Genomic DNA, 20,742 nt, shown 5'->3' with positions numbered 1-20,742 from the left:
TTTGTCACCTTGATTTCATTGACATAATAGTATTTCAACAACACGAACCCGTAATGAAGCATTACGGGTTGTTTTTATGGCGGAAAAAAATTTCAAAAAATATGAATCGGAATGGAATTGACATCCGTCAGTAGTTTAGAAAGAAGGTGAGGGCAACAATGGATATAGAAAAGATTATCGAGGTGCACGGTGACTATTTACTAAAGGTTGCTTATCTATATGTGAAAAATACAGCAACAGCTGAGGACATTGTGCAGGATGTATTGATTGCCTTTTATCAAAAGCAGGAGCAGTTTCGCCAGGAATCATCATTACGTACATATTTAGTGAAAATGACGGTCAATCGAAGCCACGATTATTTAAGAAGCTGGAAAAGTAAACGATTAACACTGCTAGAAAAAATAACTGGACGTACAACAGCAGTCACACCTGAAAAGGAATTTCTAGCTAAGTCAACGAAGCGAGAGCTAGTGGAAGCGTTGTTTACCTTATCAGTTGCCTACAGAGAGGTTCTTATTCTTTATTATTTTGAAGAAATGACGACTGTGGAAATTGCACAGCTCGTATGTTGTCCTGAGGCAACAATCCGAACACGCTTGCAACGTGCTAGAAAACAGCTAGCAGCAGCAATGGGAGATTATGATTGGGAGGTGTTACGCCATGAATCGATTTAAAGAAGATATGCTAAAAGAACTTCAAGGGGTAAAGCTTACAACTGAAAAAAAACAGGCGATTGCCCAAAAAGCGCGACATAAAAGTATTCGAAGAAGCAGTCCTTGGCAATATCGTGTTGTACTTACAACGTTTACGGTTTTTGTGATTTCCTTTGTGTTTCTATTATCAAATAAAAAAGATCAACAACTTGGAAGTCAACAAGCCACAAATATACAGCAGGAAACATGGAGTATTTTGGGTTTGCTAGAAAATGACTTTGTCAAAGGTATCTTGATATTTAGTATTTTTCAATTATTAGCTCTTTTTTTAAGGAGATATTTAAAAAAGAAAAAATATGGTTTACCAGTGTGTATTCAGTGTGGTGAATCATGGTCAAAAAAACAAGCTCACATGCTTTTTTGGAAAAATAATGCTAAACCAATTACATGTAAACATTGTGGAAAAAAACAGTATCGTACAAACAAATCGATGCAATTAAATGGATTAGTACAGCTACCATTAATTCAGCTTTTATTTTTAGTAAATTTTAATTTTAACAATATTTTAGTTGGCATAGCCTTTTATGTATTAAGCATCCCTGTATATCACTTTATACTATCCCCATATATATTTGCTTTACAAGAAAATGATCCGATGAAAGAGCCTCAAAAACCACTTTGGTAAAAAATTTTTAAAAAGAATTTATGAAAGGGGAATTGATATGGAAACGGTTATACAGATAGAAAATTTAAAAAAATCTTTTGGTTCCTTTGAAGCTATTCAAGATTTAACATTTAGCATTCGAAAAGGAGAGATTTTTGGCATAATTGGTCCAAATGGGGCTGGAAAAACGACAACAATTGAAATTATAGAGGGTTTGCAGGAATGTTCATCTGGCAAAGTAACAGTTCTTGGCTATGATCCTTGGAAAGATGCGAAAAAATTGAAGGAAAACATTGGTGTAATGTTTCAACATACAAATTTACAGTCAAAAATTAAAGTAGGTGAGGCTATTGAACTATTTGCCTCGTTTTATCCACGTCAGATTGATACAAAAAAAGCACTGGAAAATTTAAAATTGGAACCTTTTCGTCATACGTATTTTAAAAATCTATCTGGAGGATGGAAACAAAAATTACTTTTAACTTTAGCAACTTTGCATTCACCATCAATAGTTTTTCTAGATGAACCAAGTACAGGGCTAGATCCAAAGTCCAGAAGAGAACTATGGAAAATGATTGTTTCGCTAAGAGATGCTGGAACAACAATTGTCTTGACGACACATTATATGGAAGAGGCAGAACAGCTTTGTGATCGGATAGCAATAATGAATCATGGCTCTGTAGTTGGGTTAGATACGCCTCAAAAACTTATTCAAAGCCTGAACAAAGATAAATCAATATTAATAGCATGTAAACAATTGGATATAGCATTGGTTCAAAAGATAGCAGGTGTCTCAAGAGTAGTATCAAAAAATAATCTACTTCAAATTTTCACAGATACTATAGAATGGACGACATTTGAGCTTTTCAAATTAATTAGTACTGAAGGCTTGATAGTAGATGATTTTCGATTTAGTACGGGTTCATTAGATGATTTATTTGTCAAATTACCTCAGCTGCAAGAGGAGATGATGTTGTGAAGGCAATTCACATATTAACTTTAATTGAATTGAAATTATTTTTTAGAGATTTACAATCGTTAATTTGGACTTTTATTTTTCCCTTTGTCATGATTTATTTTTTAGGACTTTTATTTGGTAATTCTGCTGTGGGTGAAATGGACTATAAAACTTTATTAATTCCAAATATGATAGCACTATGTCTGTTAAGTACAGCTTTATTTACATTAGGTACTCGAATTGTTAGCTATAAAGAATCCCAGTTACTGAAAACTTATCAAATAACGCCATTACATTCTATTCGAATCATTCTTTCTTTTTGTTTATTGGGAGTAATTATTTCCCTTTTTAGCATTATTATTGCTTGTGTTAGTGGTCATTTCATTTACAATTTACAACCACCCATTTATCTAATAGCAGTAATTTTTTCTTTAATGTTAAGTATGGTAACGTTATTCTCGTTTGGAATTTTAGTAACAGGCATTAGCTCCACAATGCAAGGAGCGGCTGGCATAAGTGTTTTAGCTTTAAACTTACAAACTTTTTTATCTGGTGGGGTAATACCTTATCAAATTTTGCCTCTACCTCTAAAAATTGTGGCAAAAGCTTTACCATTACACTATGTAAATGACATATTAACATTTGCTTGGACAGGTCAATCAGTCAATTCTATATGGTTAAATATAATAATTCTAATAGGAATGGCTTTCGTATTTTTTATTCTATCAATTCGTTGTTTTAGATGGACTTAAAAAATTTTATAAGGGTGAGTGTTTATGAATTCTAAAAAAATAAGTAAAAAGAAAATATGGATAATTATGGGTTGTATACAAGGGACTATTCTCTTGATGCTATTACTATATTTAAGTGGGTATTTATAAATTTATTGTAAAGAAATTGCTAGCTCAACATTGTAATTTCATTTTTTATAGCTATTTTTCAAAATTGATTGACAACGGTTTTCATTTGCTTTAATCTTTGTGTTAACTTATTTTATATTGTAGTTAACGCACAAGGGGAGGCAATTTAGTGTGAAAAAGAGTAGTACATATCAATACGTATTAACAGCATTTGGAGCTGCTATTGTTTCAGTTTTGGCACAAATCAGTATTCCAATCCCATTATCACCTGTACCTATTACTGGGCAGACACTTGCCATTGGCTTAGTTGTAACAATCCTCGGAACAAGACTGGGCACATTATCAGTGCTATTATATATTTTAATTGGAGCAACTGGTTTACCGGTTTATAGTAATTTTTCTGGCGGCCCTAGTATTCTCTTTGGTCCTACTGGTGGCTATATTGTCGGCTTTTTACCAACAGCTATCATCATGGGGCTTTATTTAAAGAAATTTGGTCTTACAATTCCACATGCGATTGTCTCAAATGTAATAGGGATGGTTATAACTTTAGCATTTGGTACGGTATGGTTGAAATTTGCAATGAATCTTTCTTGGATGGGGGCATTTATGTCAGGTGCAGCGCCATTTATTATTCTAGGTTTAGCAAAAGCAGTACTTGCTGCATGGGTTGGCGTTATTGTTCGACGCCGCTTAGAATCTGCTCGTTTAATTGAAGCAACCGCATAGGAGGCGAATTGTTTTGGCAACGTTATGGACAGGCGGGAAAATTTACACGATGGCGAAAGTTGGCGAAACAGTTGAAGCTGTCCTTGTCAAGGATGGAAAAATAGTGGCGACAGGCTCAGTCGATAGTCTGTCGCCACATGCTACTTCTATTCAGGATTTACAAGGAAATGTCATGTATCCAGGGTTTGTGGATAGTCATTTACATATAATTGGATATGGGGAAAAATTAAAGCATATCGATGTATCGAACGTCACAAATAAGGATGAGCTACTTTCTATTATTGGTGAGCGAATGAAAAGTGCCTCAAGTGATGAATGGGTTATTGCCATCGGGTTGAATGAAACACAGTTTGATAAACCTATTTTTCCAACCCTGATGGAACTCGACGCACTAGGTGATGCTCATCTTATTATAAAGCGTAGCTGCCATCATTTAATTTTAGCCAATTCTAAGGCACTCGCTTTTGCGGGTATTACCAATGAAACGCCTTCACCCAAGGGGGGCATTATAGAGAAAGTACAAGGACAGCTAACTGGTGTATTAAAGGATACAGCTTTATATATGATTGTAAACAACATGCCTCATATCACACCTAGCTATATTGAGGATGCACTGAAAAAGGCTGTAGCATCACTACTATCATTCGGTTTAGTAGGCGGTCATTCAGAGGATTTAAGCTATTATGGACCACCAATGCAACCTATTCAAGCGTTCCGAAAGGTTGTAGACGCTCAACAATCGTTTAAGGTGCATTTATTGCAGCATCATACAATATTTGAGGAAATCGCTAAAATGGGGGAGACATCATCACCTTATATGGAATTTGGTGCGATGAAAATTTTTATTGATGGTGCGTTTGGTGGACGCACAGCTGCACTTCGTAAGCCTTACTGTGATGAACCCAATAATAGTGGTATGCTTGTTCATTCCACGGAGCAGTTAAAGTACTATGTTCAACTTGCACGTCAGCATGGACAAACTGTGGCAGTTCATGCGATTGGAGATTTAGCAATTGAAACCATTTTAGCGGTATTTAAGGAGTATCCGCCACTACAAGGGCAGGTAGACCGTGTTATTCATTGTAGCTTAGTAGATGACGAAATTTTAGCAAAACTAGCATCCTTACCCGTTGCAGTGGATATGCAGCCGCAATTTGTGCAGGGAGAGTTTCAAGCAGAGCTAGCTAGACTGGGTGAACAGCGAGCACTAGGATTGCATCCGTTAAAATCGCTTTTAGAGCGGGGATTAATTGTCGCAGGTGGCAGTGATGCTCCGATTGAAGTGCCAAATCCATTGCATGGTATTTATGCAGCGGTGACAAGACGAAACTTCGGTGAGACACATAACGGCTATAATGCTCATGAGAAGATTACACGCCATGAGGCAGTGCACCTTTACACTATTGGAGCTGCGCAAATAATAGGCCAGGACCATTTTCGTGGTAAGATTGAAGAAGGCTATACTGCAGATTTCACCATTTTTGAGGAGGATTTATTGGATATTGACATTGAAAAATTACCGCATGTAAAAGTGGTCTACACGGTTGTTGATGGCCGTATTGTTTACGCAAATCGCTGTGAGGGTTAATCCTGACAGCGATTTTTTAATGTTTTAGAAATGATTTTAGTTATAGTTTTCTGTAATTGGGCAATGATAACTCACCTCTTTTTCTAGCTTCAAGAGGTGGGCGCCTTATTGCCCGTTTGTGCGGGATAGCTTGTCAAGTTGTTGTTCGAGGCTTTGTACACGCTTTGTTAGTGCTTCTACTTGTTGCTGTAATGTCTGCTGTGGGGGCAGAGGGGTAGTAGCTTTCATTTTCTTTATCATATGAATCATGACAAAAAATATAGCCAGGAACATAACAAGAACTATACTCGTACTAATAATATCCCCAAGATTAAAACTCTTCTGTGTCATTATTACCTAACCCCCTTAAATTCTTCTCCATTATAGTATTTACTGGATGACCTATCTAAAAGTTTCAAGAAAATTGTCTAATACTATAAATACACAAATCTTAAGCATCTTTCTGGCATATGATATGAGACAAATTCAAATTCATTTCTATTGATGAACGTAATTTTGCAAATTAAGCATATTATATAGGAACATGTGTAGTAAGCGAAAATGGGGGAATACGGTAGTATGGACTGGGGTGATTTAAATGCAAAGAGCTGGACAAGTAATGCGACATGCTATCTACAATATATATCATTATCGCTTTGATTATATACAGGTTTTCGCGCTTATTCGGTTATGTCAGTTTTTATTCTTTTTACCTGTGTCAACGATTGTCTTCAAATTAATGCTGCGGGTTACAGGTTATACGCATATTACTGAGCAAAATATTCAAAGCTTTATTTCACATCCCTTTGTTATTTTGATGTTATGTTTGGTAATAATGGTATTTTTGCTTTTTATTTATTATGAAATGGGCTTTCTTTTTTTAATGGCCTTTTACCAACAAAGAGGCATTCGATACCGATTTCTAACCATTTGGCAGCGATTAAATCGAAAGGTTTTTTCTTTTTTTAGTGTGCAAATACTTTTTTTTATTGTTTATCTTGTTCTGTTATTACCATTGGCTTCGTTTATGTTACCTTTAACATTAACTCAAGCAATTACTATACCACGTTTTTTGATGGAAGAGATTATGAGTACTCATGAGGGCAGACTAATGTATGCAGCCGTCGCTAGTATTTTAGTTATCATAGGCATCCGTAGTATATTAACATTACCAATTTTTACGGTACAACCCAAAATTTCTATTTTCCAATCATTGATACAGAGCTGGCGTTTCTCAAAACGTGGTCTGTTTGAAATCCTCGTTTTATTAGTTATGCTTTTAACTGGCCATTTACTTGTCCTAGTAGGAGTTACGATTATCGGTACGTTGCCATTGTATATTTTGGAGCGTTTTATGCCCAGTATGGCGCTTCTTACAGCAGGGATGACATTGGCATTTTTAGAAATGGTTTTTGTCGTGTTATTCACTTTACTGCAAGCAACCTATTCACAGGTAATGGTGGCTATTACCTTTAATACATCTGTTTTAGGCAAGTTTTCGCAGGTGCCGAAGTTTAAGAAAAGGCGTTTAAAACCACTGTCATTTATTGTATTTTCTGTTTTTATTGCTTTAAGCGTGATGAACACTATCTCTTTAGAGAAAAGTGTCTATGCACCCGATACTAAAATCATTGCTCATCGAGGCTACACAGCAGGCAATGTGGAAAATACAATCAGTGGTCTTGTTAGTGCGGCTAGTGCTGGAGCAGACTTAATCGAAATTGATATTCAGCAAACTGTTGATGGGGAGTTTGTGGTCTTTCATGATCGAACCTTAAGAAGATTAGCCGGGAAAAATGGTGTGATTGCCAATATGACACTCGGCGAATTAAAAACGCTGAAGATCCATGCAAATGGTTTTAGCGATAAAATTTCCTCTTTGGATGATTTTATTGAGATTGCAAAGGCTTTAAACGTTTCATTGTTAATTGAGTTCAAGGTACATGGAAAGGAAACAGAAGATGCTCTGCCCAAATTAGTAGAAAAGCTTCGGGCTTATAAGGTGCTTGATTCATATTATGTGCAATCCTCTGATCCACAAATGATGACCCAATTAAAAAAATTGGCCCCAAATTTACGTGTAGGTATAGTCTATGCTTTAAATATCGGACCAATGGTTGAAACAGTAGACTTTATAGCTCTTGAGGAATCTTGGGTGACAGCTGAGCTAATTGCTGATTTGAAGCAACAGAAAATTGATTTATTTGTATGGACGTTAAATAAGGATCGCTCATTGCATGAATTTATTGAGAAAAATGTCAACGGTGTAATTACTGATCATCCCGATGTCGCCTTGGATATCCGAACAAAGCAGAGCGAGCATCAATACTTTTTACAGCGTGTCCTAAATAGACTTCAATTTATATTTTAAATAGCCTCCTAAATAAATATGGAGGAAGAATTTTAGGATAACTATCAAATAAAATATGGAGCTGTAACCTTTTTCATTTGAATACGACTACTTTTATGAATTCGAAATGATGAAGGAGATGCTTTTTATGAAAATGAAGAAAGTCGTACCATTTGCGATGACAGCTTTATTAATCGGGAGCGCAATCGGTGTTCCATCTGCATTCGCAAACGAAGAAGCAGCAGCTGTGACAAATGCAGCTAATAATAAGGAGCAAAATCCACAAATTCAGCCTACTTTTATAAAAGTAGCTGGCACTGTAGAAAATGTTGAAACTCGTAATAAAGCGACATATTATACGGTGAAAGATGGCGAAAATATAAATGTATTTGTGGTCACTGACGATACGTTAGTATTTGATAATACGGGTAAAGAGGTTAAGCTTCAAAAGGGTGATAAAGTAACGGCTTATACGTATGCCAATAAGCCGATGATTATGATTTATCCGCCTCAATATAACCCAGAGGCAATTATTGTGGAAACAAAAGAAATGGGAAGTGTTGAGCTTGACTTTTTCAATAAAGATTTAGTCAATACAAATAACACGTTAAAACTTAATATTGGTGAACAGACAAAATTACTTAGCCTATCTGGTAAAGAAGTAAAAGTAGCTGATTTAGCAGAGCAACATTTACTAGTGTTTTATACAATCGCAACAATGAGCATTCCAGCTCAAACACCACCTTCAAAAGTGGTTGTAATTGATACAATTACTGAAAAGCCAAGTGAGGTTGATCCTGAAGAAGGGGAGCCATCTGAATCTGCTGTACAAGAAATCATTAATAAAGATTTTTATGAAGTAGATGGAACAAAAATGGTACCATTACGCTTAATTGCTGAAGAATTAGGCTTTACTGTAGAATCAACAGGAAAAGGCGCAATTGTTTCTAAAGGTGCACGATCTTATACAATTACGCGAGGTCAAAAAGAATATGGTTATAATAAGGCAATTCGTCACTTTGAAGCAGCACCAGCTTTGTTAGAGCCAACAAAAACCTATGTTCCACTTGAATTTGTAGAAGAATTAATGAAATAACAACTATGAACCCTCCGTAGCATTTAGCTATGGAGGGTTTTTATCTTCTCTTAAAACAAATTTTCAATAAAAAATTTTGGACAATAAACAAAAGAATTAGCATGTTTTTGGTTATATTCAAAATAGTAATAATAATCTGATAATTTATTGACTTTTTACTGACCTAAAAATAATATGTACAATAACCGGTTTAACAAATAAATGCTTTAAAGCAGCAATTAAATGTTTGAATAATGATATAAAGACACAAGGGGTGATTGATTTGAAATCAGTTGTAACAAGAAATATCATTTTCTCTGCTTGCTTTATCGGGTTAATTTTACTAGCAAGTTTTCCAGGCTTATTTGATTTTAGTAATAAAATTGAGCCAAGAATTTTCAGTTTATCCTTTGCATATTTTTGGCAAATTTCTATGAATATCTTGATTTTTGCGCTATTAATAATTTGGTATTTTGTAGATTCCAAGTATGGGGATTTAGATATTGATATTGAGCCTTTAACGAAAGCGGAATTGCTAGAAAGAGAGGTGACTCGTTAATGCTATCTATTACCTTTATTGTCATCTTCTTTGTCATCGTTTTTGCAATCAATGCTAAAAATTTTGGTGTTAAGTCATTCGAGGAATATGCAACTGCACGAGGAAGCTTTGGGGTTATGGCAATTTCATTAGCCGTATTTTCAACCTGGTATGTTGGAGCCACATTTACGGCTTTTGCAGGCTATTCAGTGGGTTATGGATTTATTGGTCTTTACGTACTGACATATGCAACCTTAACAATGCTTTCCATGTATTTGGTTGCCGAAAAAACATATATTTGGGGTAAAAAATATCATATTGGTACGCAGGCTGAGTTAATGGATTTACGCTACAAAAGCAGCATGGTGCGTTTAGTTGTCGGTATTGCAGGAATTGTGTTTACTGCCCCATGGCTATTAATGGAATGGATTACCCAGGGCGTTATTTTCAACTATGCTACGAACGGCTTAATTAGTCCTGTTGTTGGGATGATTATTGGCATTATTGTTGTGCTTGCTTATGTTTCATTAGGTGGAATGAAATCAGTCATTACAGCGAATATTTTCCAAGGTGCTTTTATGTTTTTCGTTGGGACAGGTGTAATGATTTATATGATTTTTAAATTTGCTGGAGGAATATCTTCAGGTATGGATTCTTTAGTGGCTAACTATCCTGAAACATTAACATTCCCTGGACCTGGTTGGGAATTACCTACTCCGTTTTGGACGTCGATTATTATAACTAGTGGATTAGGAGGATTCATGTGGCCATGGGTGTATAATAAATTATTTGCCTCAGATAGTATTCGCTCCATCAAACAATCTGCATTAATTGCGCCTATTATCGGAGGGATCTTCTATGTAGCGTTCCAGCTACTCGGAAATGTACTGTATATGAATGATACAGCAAGAAGTAATCCTGAAGAAGCGTACATGTGGGCAGCTGGACAAATGGGACCATTCGTACTTGCTCTCATGTCTACAGTTATTATGGCGACAAGTATTGCAACAGTAAGTGGAATTATTCAAGCTATGTCAACATCGATTTCTAGAGATGTTGCGACCGTTATGAAAAAGGATATTTCTGAAAAAACAGCAATGAAAATTGCAAGAATTTCAGTATTTATAATAGGAGCCATTTGTGCAGTATTAGCAACAGTAGATGTAGGGGCATTAATTAATGTAGCATTATTGTCCTATCAAGGGATAATTATGATTTTCCCTGTGGTGATTCTGGGTCTATATTGGAAGCGTGCGAATAAAGAGGGTGCAATTGCAGGAATGATTGTTGGCACAATTGTATCCATGACACTAACTGTAACCGAGCCAGCATTTATTGCAGATTTAGGATGGTCTGCTGGTGTATACGGTCTGATAATAACAACTATTATTATGATTATCGCTGGGTTTATGAAACCAATAGAGTCACATGTTGAGGATCTATGGCAAGATGTAGAAACAGCAAGACAAAATAAAAAGGCAGTTTCGCAGAACGCAACAGAAACGGAACCAGCCATGGCGAATATCGGCTTGAAAAATGAGTAAAACAGGAGGAATAATATGAAAAATACATTATCAGTTGAAAACATTCAGCAAGACGTATTAGCTACCATAGATGAGATGCGTGAAGAAATCATTCAATTAGCAAGTAATATGGTGAAAATTCCAAGTGTAAACCCAAATTACGATGGGGTCAACAAGGCTGAAGTGATTGGTGGAGAAAAGAATGTACAGCTATTTTTGAAGCCAATCTTTGAAGGGATTTGCGATGAAGTAGATATGTGGGAGGTTGAGGAGCAACGGCCAAATTTAGTAGGACGAATGAAAGGCTCTGGTAATGGCGGTAAATCACTTATTTTTAATGGACATATCGATGTAGTGCCTCCAGGGCCAAACTCAGATTGGAAATTTAATGATCCTTTTTCGGGTAGAGTGGAAGATGGCAGACTTTATGGACGTGGCGCCTGCGATATGAAAGGTGGAATTGCTGCTCAAATAATGGCAGCAAAAGCCTTGAAGAAATTAGGCGTGCAATTGAAGGGGGATTTATTGCTAGAAACGGTTGTCGGTGAAGAAACAATGGACCATGAACTAGGTGTTACTGCTACTGTTGAAAGAGGCTATACGGCTGATGCTGCAATTGTATCTGAACCCTCTGGCCCACCACAAAGTTTAGCTGTAGTGCCAGTTAGTCCAGGTGTCATTCGAATGCACATTACAGTCAAAGGGAAAACAACACATGCATCTGTACGAAGAGAGTTTATTCGGGCTGGTGGGAAGCATGGTGAGGTTGGTATCAATGCTGTTGAAAAAGGAATGTATATTGTACAGGCTCTACAACAGTTAGAAGAGGAGTGGGGATTTACGAAAAAACATGAGCTGTTTGAACCAGGACATTTTTCAATTCATCCTGGCATCATTCATGGAAAATCCTATGATGTAGATTTACCGTTTGTCGTTTCGGATTATTGTACGATTCAATATGCAGTATGGCACCATCCTAAGGAAACCTTTGAGGAAGTAAAGGCAGAAATTTTAGGACATGTAGAAAGAGCTGTGCAGAATGATTTATGGTTACGAAATAATCCTCCAGAAGTTGAATTTTTATTGCATTGGCCTGCATTTGATGTAGCGGTAGATCATCCGATTGTGCAGGCAACAAGTCGTGCACACAAAGAAGCAACCGGTGAAGAAGCGACTATTCATGGCTTTGTAGCCGTGGCGGATGCAGCATTTTTAAATGCCAAGGGAATTCCTTCTATTATATATGGTCCAGGAAGTATTTTAGTAGCCCACGCTGCTAATGAGTACGTACTAGTTGAGGATTTAATAAAAGCTGCTAAAACATATGCATTAACAGCTATAGATTGGTGCGGTATTGATGGTTTATAAAGAGAGGTGTAGATGATGGGGAAATTAGCTGGGAAAACCGCCTTTATTACAGGTGGTGCTCGAGGAATGGGCAGGGAGTATGCTCTACGGTTTGCAGAGGAAGGCGCAGCAATCGTGATTACTGATATTGCGAAGGATGTCCCGACTGTTGCCTATGAAATGGCAAAGCAATCGGAATTAGCACAAACCGTGGATGAAATAAAAAAGCACGGTGTAGATGCCTTAGGTTTAGTAGCGGATGTTCGTAATGCACAGGAGCTTGAATTAGCTGTCCAAAAGACCATTGAACATTTTGGAAAAATCGATATTCTAGTAACAAATGCGGGCATATTATCGTATAACAAGCTATGGGAAATGTCAGAACAGCAATGGGATGAAATGCTCGATATTTGCTTAAAGGGTACCTGGTTAACCTGTAAATATGTACTTCCACATATGATTGATCGTCAAGCAGGGAAAATTTTATGTGTATCATCAGTCAATGGACTTCGAGGCGGTCAAAATGTAGGGCATTATGTGGCTGCAAAACATGGTGTATTAGGGTTAGTCAAAACTTTAGCAATGGAGGTAGGGCCCTATAATATTCATGTCAACGCTATTTGTCCAACCGCTGTTGATACAACAATGGCTAATAATCAAGCTACCTATGATCGTTTGGCTAACAAAAAAGGAGCTACAAGAGAAGAAGCGACACCTGCATTTGGCAATCATCATGTATTCCCACATCAAGATTTTATCGCGCCGAAGGATGTTATTAATGCAGCACTTTTCTTAGTGTCAGATGATTCCAACAATATTTCAGGATCACATATTGCAGTGGATGCTGGCTATTTGACAATGTAGGAGGGAACCATATGGTAGGTAGATTACGGGATAAAGTTGTAGTGATTACAGGTGCTGCACAGGGAATCGGCTTTGCAACAGCGAGGAAATGTGGCCAAGAGGGAGCGAAAGTCGTTATTTCGGATTTTAATGTGGAAAAATTACAGGAGGCTTCTAGACAATTACAGCTAGATGGCTTTGATGTTCATGCAGTAGTATGTAATATCACTGATGAAGAGCATATTGCTAAGCTTTATGAGGAAGCAATAAAAAAATATGGCTATATTACAACAGTTGTTAATAATGCAGGTATTTTTGTCAATAATACAGCCGAAACGTTTGATGTGATCACCTTTGAAAAAATTGCTAATATCAATATTAAAGGTGTGATGCTCAGCACAAAACATGCCATTCCATATTTAAAGGGACAAGAGGGTAGTTCTATCATCAATTTGGCATCTATTTCAGGTATGATCGGTACCAAAAACCATAATTTGTATATTATGACAAAGCATGCAGTGGTAGGTATTACACGAAGTACTGCTGTAGAGCTTGGGCAGTATGGGATTCGTGTTAATGCAGTATGCCCAGGATTAACAGACACGAATATGGCAGAGCAGCTAATCGAGGGAGATGGCGGCGGTCAATCTATACGGCAGGCTTATGAAAATGCCTATTTATTAGGAAGATTAGGTAGACCCGAAGAAATCGCCAATACAATTTCTTTCTTAGCCTCAAATGAAGCATCCTTTATCACGGGGGCCTTAATACCTGTGGATGGTGGCTATACGGCAACTTAAATTATCTAAAAAACAGTCTATTTTTATCGATTACATAAAAATAGACTGTTTTTGGTACTGCCATTATTGATAAGTAGGCAGTTGAAGCTCTTCTAGTAAGAAGCCAATATAAAATAAAATTTGATCCTGTAGTTTTTCAGGATTGAGCTTTGTGATTTCTTTAATTAAGCTAAGACGATAACGGACTGTATTTTTATGAACGAAAAGCTGCTCAGCGGTTTTATTAAAATCGGCGTTATTAAATAAAAATACTTTCAACGTATTATAGAGCTCCGCTGTCTTTTTTTCATCGAATTCTTTCAATGGCATTAAGTATTCCTGCTGAAGAAATGAAGCTTCTTTAATTGGCTGACTAGAAAAAAGGATTCGTTCAAAGTTTAATTGTTCAAAATTTATGACCTTCGATAATTGATTTTTTTTCGCTTGTGCAAAATGTAATGACACTAATGCTTCGTTGTAGCTTTTTACAATAGATTGCAAATCATATAATCTCCCAATACCGCCAAAATAAGCATTGTTGACATTATATTTGGCTAATAGATAATCGATTTTTTCACAAATAAATGCAACATCAATTTCTGCTGTCGCATCTAACAGCATAACTAAATAATTATTGGAATCAAACCCTATCTTGGTTAAAGTATACTTTTCCAATAAGAAGATAAAATTTGATGTTAAGATAAGTGTATCTTGTTTGTTATAATCCGGGAATTTTAATTCAATTAAAAGTAATTGATACGGGTGATCCTTCAAATCCCAATTGACCTCTCTTGATACTCGAATAATCTCCTCAGTACTACTAAATTTTCCATGTAATAAATCTACTAGAAAGCCGCTTCTATTTTGCTGAGATAATGAAATAATACTTTTTATCTTTTGTAGCTCAGTTAATAGAATAGCAGTTGCTTGTGAAATGGCAACCTTTTCCCATGGCGCGTGAATATCTTGACAATCCCAAAGAATAATACATCCCTCAAGATATCGGTTTTCATAAATCGGCTTCACATATACTTGGATGGGCAGCTCCTGAAAACTTTCTTTCGTTAGGTTTTTTGTTTTAATAATATGGATAATCTCTGAAGTAATTTCTTCATAAACGGATGTCAATTCAAATGAGCTATACAACTTATCAATGGAATGTAAATAAATAGTAGTTTTTCGGGAAGTCAATTTTTCAATTAATAATGGTAATTGTTGAAAATCCGTTTTAGATAATAAGAAATATTGAAATTCTTCATAGATATTCTTTACTTTTTCTAATTCGAGCCTTTGTTCATTATTAATATGATTGACAATTGGAATAATCATATCTGCCCAAGCAATTTGGTTGTCCAGCTCAACTATAACAATCCCATTCTGTTCTGCAAAATACTGCACGTCTATGGAAATAGACGGAACATGCCGACCAATTTTAATGCCTAAGCCACTAACACCTTTTTCAGAGAGTGTCAGAATTAATTTTTTTAATGTTTCATCTAAGCTACTTTCGTTTTTTAAGAATGGAAAACCCGTTGTAAGAATGAAATTACCTCGTTCAATCCAAGCAAATCCATCTGGTGCGTCCACGATTGTAGCACCTGTTACTTCCTTTTCCAATAAATCTTTTCCAGCGATAATCTTGGCATGTGTAAATTCTTGTAAAAGCATAACATCTTTTATCCGCAAGTTAATCACCTCATAATGTATGAATGAAAAGATGGTTATGTATGCTTTGAGCAACATCATAGTAATTTTATTTTATAAAAAAATGGAAGCATTCTTTTGGCACTTAGCCAAAAAATACAATGCTATAGTAAGTGAAAGGTGAGATTACTAGTATAATACACTAAATTTTTGTAATTTTCACTTATTTTTTGATTAGTAGCTTTAGATTCTTAACAATATTGACTAGGAACATACGCTACATTTCTATTGTGATCCAGTCTAGGAAGGGAGGTGTTATTTTGATTAATAAGGAAAGAGCAACGCAATTCTTACAAACTTTAGTTCAAATCAATAGCGTTAATCCACCTGCTAATGAGCTGGTAGTCGCTCATAAAATAGCTGAGCATTGTACGAGCTACGGCTTAGAAGTAGATATTCAAATGATAGATGATGCTAGAGCAAACATCATTGTAAGACTATTAAGTAATGCAAAAGAAAAGAATGCATCTTTGGTGTTCAGTGGTCACTTGGATACAGTTCCTGTTGGGGATTTACCTTGGGATTACGGGCCTTTTTCGGCAGAAATCATTGATGGCAAAATGTATGGCAGGGGAACGACAGATATGAAAGGGGGAGTAGCTGCCTTACTAGAGGCAATGATTATTTTAAAGGAAAAAAAGATTCCTTTAAAAGGAGATTTATTGTTTTTAGGGACAGCAGGTGAAGAGGTGGATTGCATAGGCGCAAAACAAGCCATTGAAACAGATATTGTAAAAAATGCAGGTGCCATTATTATTGCGGAACCGAGCAGCGGGGAGATTTTTTGCGCGCATAAGGGTGTTTTATGGTTAGAGATTGAAACTTTTGGTAAAACGGCACATGGTTCAATGCCTCAAAATGGCATAAATGCTATTACGCATATGCACAAAATTATAAGCGCCTTGCAAACTTATTCATTTAGAGCAGTGGAAGAGCATCCCTTATTAGGTCGACCGACACTTGTCATCAGCACGATAAAAGGAGGGGTTACTACAAATGTAATACCAGATTATTGTGCAATACGTATAGATATTAGATCCACACCGTTGCTATCTCATCAAGAAATAATAGAGGATATAAAAGGAATTATTGGAGAAATTCAAAAGACAGAACATGACTTCAATGCAAAGATCCATGTGCTTCATGATTTAAATTCAATTGATTATTCAGGTAGCCAAGCATTATTAGCACAATTGAAAGCGGTGAAAAATGAATTATCCAATGTGACATTACAAGAAAAGGGTGTTAATTACTATACTGATGGCTCTGTTTTTTCAGTTGCTACAAATGCACCTATAATCATCTATGGTCCCGGCAATGAAAATTTAGCACACCAGCCAAATGAACATATTGAAATGAATGCCTTTTTTGATGCGATTGAATTTTATAGTGTTTTTGCAGAGAGATATTTAACTTGATAGGGAGGATTAAAAATGAATGCATATTCGGAAACTGTTTTTAATGCCAAAACGAAGATTTATACAGGCGTATCTTCTATAAAAAATTTGGGGCCTGTTCTACAAGAAATTGGTGCTCATCGTATTTTAATGGTCACAGATCAAGGAATTAAGCACTCGGGTATTTTAAAGAATGTGCTTGGTGAAATCCCTGAAAATATGGAGGTTTTGATTTATGACGAGGTAAAACCTAATCCAGATGTTGCAAGTATTGATGAAACTGCCAATAACTATAGGAAAAAAGAGATTTCAGCTTTAGTAGCTGTAGGAGGAGGTAGTGTAATTGATAGTGCCAAGGCTTTAGCAATTGTACTAACAAATGAGAGCTCTATTTCAACCTATTATGGCTTCGATCAATATACTGAAAAAGCACTTCCGCTAATTGCTATTCCAACGACGGTTGGAACAGGGAGTGAAAGTGGAAATGCAGCAGTTATTACGGACGAGACAGATGGATTGAAAACGAAAAAATTAGTTTTTGGAGAAGATTTATTCCCTAGAGTAGCGATATTAGATGCAAGCTTATTACGTGCTATGCCAAGTGGTCTAATAGCCTCAACAGGGATGGATGCTTTAACACATGCTATTGAGGGATACGTATCTATTTGGAGCTCACATTTTACCGATGCACTTAATCTACATGCGGTGCGAGTCATTGGAAAATCATTATTACCTGCCATTGCCCATAGTGAAAATACAGAGGCAATGCATGGCATGTTATTGGCTAGTTCTATTACAGGCTTAGGAATGGCTAATTCAGGGTTAGGAATGGTACATGGGATATCACACGCTATTGGTGCGCAATATGATGCTCCACATGGTATTGTCAATGCTATTCTATTGCCTTATTTACTAGAATACAATTGGATTGCGAATCCTGAGAAATTTAAAGATATTGCTGAAGCCTTACGTGTCAATATCGAAGGACTTTCGGTAGAGGAGGCAGCCAAAGCAGCAGTAGCCTATGTGAAGAATTTAACGAAAGAAGCTGGTATCCCTGAGAAGTTGAGTGCTATTGGTGTAAGCAAAGAGCATATCGATGTTTTAGTTGATATTGCCTTCCATGATGCTCAGTACATGGTGCCGAATCCACGCAAAATGTCTAGGCAGGACATCTATAATATTTTAGATCAATCAATTTAATAAGGAGGTCTATAGATGCTAGAGATGAAATTACCACAAGCAATTGAATTATTACCTAAGGTGCAAGCTTTTTTAGAGGAAACAAAGGGCTTATATATTAATGGAGAATTCATTCAATCAAAAGCCGGGAAAACCTTCGATACCATAAATCCTTCTACTGGAGATAAAATAACGGATGTATATGAAGCACAAGCGGAGGATATAGATGCAGCAGTGGGAGCAGCCAGAGATGCTTTTGATCATGGACCATGGTCAAAGATGGATGCTGCTCAAAGAGCCTTATTGATGCTAAAACTAGCGGATTTAATGGAAGAGCATAAAATGGAAATCGCTCAGATTGATGCCTTGGATAATGGTAAGCCGATTAATGAGGTTTTGGGCAATGATATTCCAAATGCTGTTGAGCAATTTAGATACTTTGCGGGCTGGGCAACCAAAAATATGGGACAAGTTCTGCCTGTAGCGGGTAATTTCCTAAATTATACAAGACATGAGCCAGTAGGTGTAGTAGGGCAGATTATCCCTTGGAATTTTCCGTTTATGATGGTTTCTTGGAAAATTGCCCCAGCATTAGCAACTGGATGTACTGTTGTCCTTAAGCCTGCGGAACAAACACCACTGTCTGCACTTTATTTTGCTCAATTAGTGTCTGAGGCAGGCTTTCCTCCAGGTGTTATTAATATCGTACCTGGCTTTGGTCCAATTGCTGGAGAGGCGCTAGTGATACATGAGAAAGTCGATAAAATTGCATTTACTGGCTCTACAGATGTAGGAAAGGGCATAATGAAAAAAGCAGCTGACACAATGAAACGCGTGACATTAGAGCTTGGAGGAAAGTCTCCTAATATTATTTTGCAGGATGCTGATTTAAGTACAGCAATTCCAGGTGTTCTTTCGGGTATAATGGCCAATCAAGGTGAAGTTTGTAGTGCGGGTTCAAGAGTATTTGTTCATCGTAGCCAGTCCGAGGAGATCATTAAACAAATGGTGAGCTATGCTTCAAAAATTCAACAGGGTCATGCTTTAAATTTTGCTACACAAATGGGAGCACTTGTTTCGGAAAAACAGCTAAATCGTGTTAAAAACTATATTGAAATAGGTGTCGAAGAGGGAGCAACATTAGCATGTGGTGGTAAATCAACTGATAATGGCTATTTTATGGAGCCTACTATTTTTACAAATGTTTCTGATACGATGACAATTGCACAAGAAGAAATCTTTGGACCTGTAGTTGTTGTGCTAGAATATGATAGTTTGGATGAATTAGTAGAAAGAGCAAATAAGTCGAATTTTGGGCTAGCAGCAGGCATTTGGACACAGAATTTAAAAAACGCACATTCATTAGCTGCAAAATTAAATGCGGGTTCAGTATGGGTGAATTGTTATAATATGACAGACCCTGCTTCTCCATTTGGAGGATATAAGCAATCAGGCATCGGCAGGGAAATGGGCTCGTATGCTTTACAAAATTACACGGAAGTGAAGAGTGTTTGGATTAATTTGGATTGATGTTGTATTTTAATCAAACTAAACAAGTTCCCTAGTTATCATAAAACTACTAGGGAACTATATTTTTGTAGAAAAATATAGTATTAAGGAGAAAAAATACACGAAATTTAGATAAATTTAATATTTATAGTATTGACAATTATCTAACTATTCTATAAAATTCAAAACAAATCCACATAAATACAGAATATGAATGTTGGTTTTGTGGATTTTGTTGGATTCTACTATGTGTTTGGAGTGATTGTGTATGTCCCTTTCGTTTGAGGAACGCAAAAAAGTAATTTTAGATATTTTAGATTTAGAAGGCAAAGTAAAGGTAAGTGATGCCGAACAACTATTAAACGTATCAGGTGAGACTATACGTAGAGATATGGACCGATTGGAGAAGGAAGGGCTCCTGCACAAAGTTTATGGAGGTGCCGTGAAGGCTAAAGAAAAGTATGAACGGACATTTGAACAGAAAACTTCACTCAACAACTTAGAGAAAAGAATGATATGTAAGGCTGCAGCGAGTATTGTGGAGGATGGAGACGTTATTTTTATTGGTCATGGTACAACAGCCTATGAAATCGTTCGTTATTTAAGTGATAAACCAAATGTAATAGTGGTAACAAACTCTCTCCCGGTTCTTTCATTAGCAGCAGAATGCTTTCAAGGCAAAGTGCTTTTTGCAGGAGGTGAGTATGAGCATCGACAAAAATTTATGGGTGGTACTTTAGCTGATTTGTTTTTTAATCAATTAAAGGCAAATAAAGCCTTCGTAGCTGCAGGCGGAATTTCTTTAAATGAGGGCATTACAGATTATGATATTACTGGAGCTGCTATTTCAAAGAAATTAATAGAACGAGCTGAAAATACGATTATTTTAGCAGATCACACGAAATTTGGAGTCTCCACATTCGCACATATTTGTCATTTGGAAGATGTTGCTATGGTGATTACAGATCAAAAAAGCTCTACGCAATGGCAAGAACGCTTGGCCCAAAAAAAGGTTGAACTATTAATAGCAGGTGAAATTTTGGAGGATGTCAACGTATAGGAAG

The 20,742-nt window shown here is 36.5% G+C and carries 19 protein-coding genes; 17 read left to right on the top strand and 2 right to left on the bottom strand.

Going from position 1 to position 20,742, the window contains the following annotated elements:
- Positions 1 to 158: 158 nt before the first annotated feature.
- From B2R82_RS11175 to B2R82_RS11150, 6 genes are all read left to right on the top strand, one after another.
- Positions 159 to 674 (top strand): sigma-70 family RNA polymerase sigma factor, encoded by a 516-nt coding sequence (locus tag B2R82_RS11175; protein WP_283872023.1) that lies wholly within the window; start codon positions 159 to 161, stop codon positions 672 to 674.
- The gene (locus B2R82_RS11170; RefSeq protein WP_286924928.1) at positions 661 to 1,338 is read left to right on the top strand and encodes a TIGR04104 family putative zinc finger protein; all 678 of its coding nucleotides are present in this window, start codon (positions 661 to 663) and stop codon (positions 1,336 to 1,338) included. Before B2R82_RS11175 ends, B2R82_RS11170 begins: the two co-directional genes overlap by 14 nt.
- 37 nt (positions 1,339 to 1,375) lie before the next feature.
- Positions 1,376 to 2,296 (top strand): ABC transporter ATP-binding protein, encoded by a 921-nt coding sequence (locus B2R82_RS11165; RefSeq protein WP_286924927.1) that lies wholly within the window; start codon positions 1,376 to 1,378, stop codon positions 2,294 to 2,296.
- Complete coding sequence (locus B2R82_RS11160; RefSeq protein WP_286924926.1) at positions 2,293 to 3,027, top strand: ABC transporter permease; 735 nt, start codon at positions 2,293 to 2,295, stop codon at positions 3,025 to 3,027. The genes B2R82_RS11165 and B2R82_RS11160 overlap by 4 nt, the downstream gene beginning before the upstream one ends.
- Before the next feature lie 279 nt (positions 3,028 to 3,306).
- Entirely contained in the window at positions 3,307 to 3,864 is a 558-nt protein-coding gene (locus B2R82_RS11155) for a biotin transporter BioY (protein ID WP_286924925.1), read from the top strand.
- A gap of 13 nt (positions 3,865 to 3,877) precedes the next feature.
- Positions 3,878 to 5,452, top strand: a complete 1,575-nt coding sequence (locus tag B2R82_RS11150; RefSeq protein WP_286924923.1) for an amidohydrolase — start codon at positions 3,878 to 3,880, stop codon at positions 5,450 to 5,452.
- Positions 5,453 to 5,557: 105 nt separating this feature from the next.
- On the opposite strand, the gene B2R82_RS11145 is transcribed toward B2R82_RS11150, so the two are convergent.
- The gene (locus B2R82_RS11145) at positions 5,558 to 5,782 is read right to left on the bottom strand and encodes a hypothetical protein (protein ID WP_286924922.1); all 225 of its coding nucleotides are present in this window, start codon (positions 5,780 to 5,782) and stop codon (positions 5,558 to 5,560) included.
- A gap of 247 nt (positions 5,783 to 6,029) precedes the next feature.
- On the opposite strand from B2R82_RS11145, the gene B2R82_RS11140 reads away from it, so the two are divergent.
- The 7 genes from B2R82_RS11140 (at position 6,030) to B2R82_RS11110 (ending at position 13,907) form a co-directional block, all read left to right on the top strand.
- Positions 6,030 to 7,802, top strand: a complete 1,773-nt coding sequence (locus B2R82_RS11140) for a glycerophosphodiester phosphodiesterase (RefSeq protein WP_286924921.1) — start codon at positions 6,030 to 6,032, stop codon at positions 7,800 to 7,802.
- Positions 7,803 to 7,929: 127 nt separating this feature from the next.
- A complete protein-coding gene (locus B2R82_RS11135; RefSeq protein ID WP_286924920.1) occupies positions 7,930 to 8,877 on the top strand; it encodes a stalk domain-containing protein in 948 nt (315 codons plus the stop codon).
- 262 nt (positions 8,878 to 9,139) lie between these two features.
- Positions 9,140 to 9,415, top strand: coding sequence for a hypothetical protein (locus B2R82_RS11130; protein WP_283872038.1), 276 nt, complete (start codon positions 9,140 to 9,142; stop codon positions 9,413 to 9,415).
- Positions 9,415 to 10,938: a sodium:solute symporter family protein gene (locus B2R82_RS11125; RefSeq protein WP_286924918.1), complete on the top strand. Its 1,524-nt coding sequence runs from the start codon at positions 9,415 to 9,417 to the stop codon at positions 10,936 to 10,938. The genes B2R82_RS11130 and B2R82_RS11125 overlap by 1 nt, the downstream gene beginning before the upstream one ends.
- Before the next feature lie 15 nt (positions 10,939 to 10,953).
- Entirely contained in the window at positions 10,954 to 12,285 is a 1,332-nt protein-coding gene (locus B2R82_RS11120) for an ArgE/DapE family deacylase (protein WP_286924916.1), read from the top strand.
- Between the two features lie 15 nt (positions 12,286 to 12,300).
- Positions 12,301 to 13,128, top strand: a complete 828-nt coding sequence (locus B2R82_RS11115; RefSeq protein WP_283934533.1) for a mycofactocin-coupled SDR family oxidoreductase — start codon at positions 12,301 to 12,303, stop codon at positions 13,126 to 13,128.
- Between the two features lie 11 nt (positions 13,129 to 13,139).
- Positions 13,140 to 13,907 carry an SDR family NAD(P)-dependent oxidoreductase gene (locus tag B2R82_RS11110; RefSeq protein WP_286924914.1) on the top strand — a complete coding sequence of 256 codons (768 nt, stop codon included), beginning with the start codon at positions 13,140 to 13,142 and terminating at the stop codon, positions 13,905 to 13,907.
- 63 nt (positions 13,908 to 13,970) lie between these two features.
- Here the strand turns inward: B2R82_RS11110 and B2R82_RS11105 are convergent, their stop codons facing one another.
- The gene (locus tag B2R82_RS11105) at positions 13,971 to 15,572 is read right to left on the bottom strand and encodes a PucR family transcriptional regulator (RefSeq protein WP_286924913.1); all 1,602 of its coding nucleotides are present in this window, start codon (positions 15,570 to 15,572) and stop codon (positions 13,971 to 13,973) included.
- 278 nt (positions 15,573 to 15,850) lie between these two features.
- On the opposite strand from B2R82_RS11105, the gene B2R82_RS11100 reads away from it, so the two are divergent.
- The 4 genes from B2R82_RS11100 to B2R82_RS11085 all read left to right on the top strand — a co-directional run bounded on the left by B2R82_RS11100 (position 15,851) and on the right by B2R82_RS11085 (position 20,738).
- A complete protein-coding gene (locus B2R82_RS11100) occupies positions 15,851 to 17,008 on the top strand; it encodes a M20 family metallopeptidase (RefSeq protein WP_286924912.1) in 1,158 nt (385 codons plus the stop codon).
- Positions 17,009 to 17,023: 15 nt separating this feature from the next.
- Positions 17,024 to 18,190 (top strand): iron-containing alcohol dehydrogenase, encoded by a 1,167-nt coding sequence (locus tag B2R82_RS11095; protein ID WP_286924911.1) that lies wholly within the window; start codon positions 17,024 to 17,026, stop codon positions 18,188 to 18,190.
- Positions 18,191 to 18,214: 24 nt separating this feature from the next.
- Entirely contained in the window at positions 18,215 to 19,699 is a 1,485-nt protein-coding gene (locus tag B2R82_RS11090) for an aldehyde dehydrogenase family protein (protein WP_286924930.1), read from the top strand.
- Between the two features lie 247 nt (positions 19,700 to 19,946).
- The gene (locus B2R82_RS11085) at positions 19,947 to 20,738 is read left to right on the top strand and encodes a DeoR/GlpR family DNA-binding transcription regulator (protein WP_286924910.1); all 792 of its coding nucleotides are present in this window, start codon (positions 19,947 to 19,949) and stop codon (positions 20,736 to 20,738) included.
- Positions 20,739 to 20,742 lie beyond the last annotated feature (4 nt).

It is taken from the genome of Lysinibacillus sp. UBA6686 (assembly GCF_002455205.1).
Lineage (GTDB): Bacteria > Bacillota > Bacilli > Bacillales_A > Planococcaceae > Lysinibacillus > Lysinibacillus pakistanensis.
The sequence above is the reverse complement of the archived record's forward strand: the minus strand, read 5'-3'. Positions and strand labels throughout refer to the sequence as shown.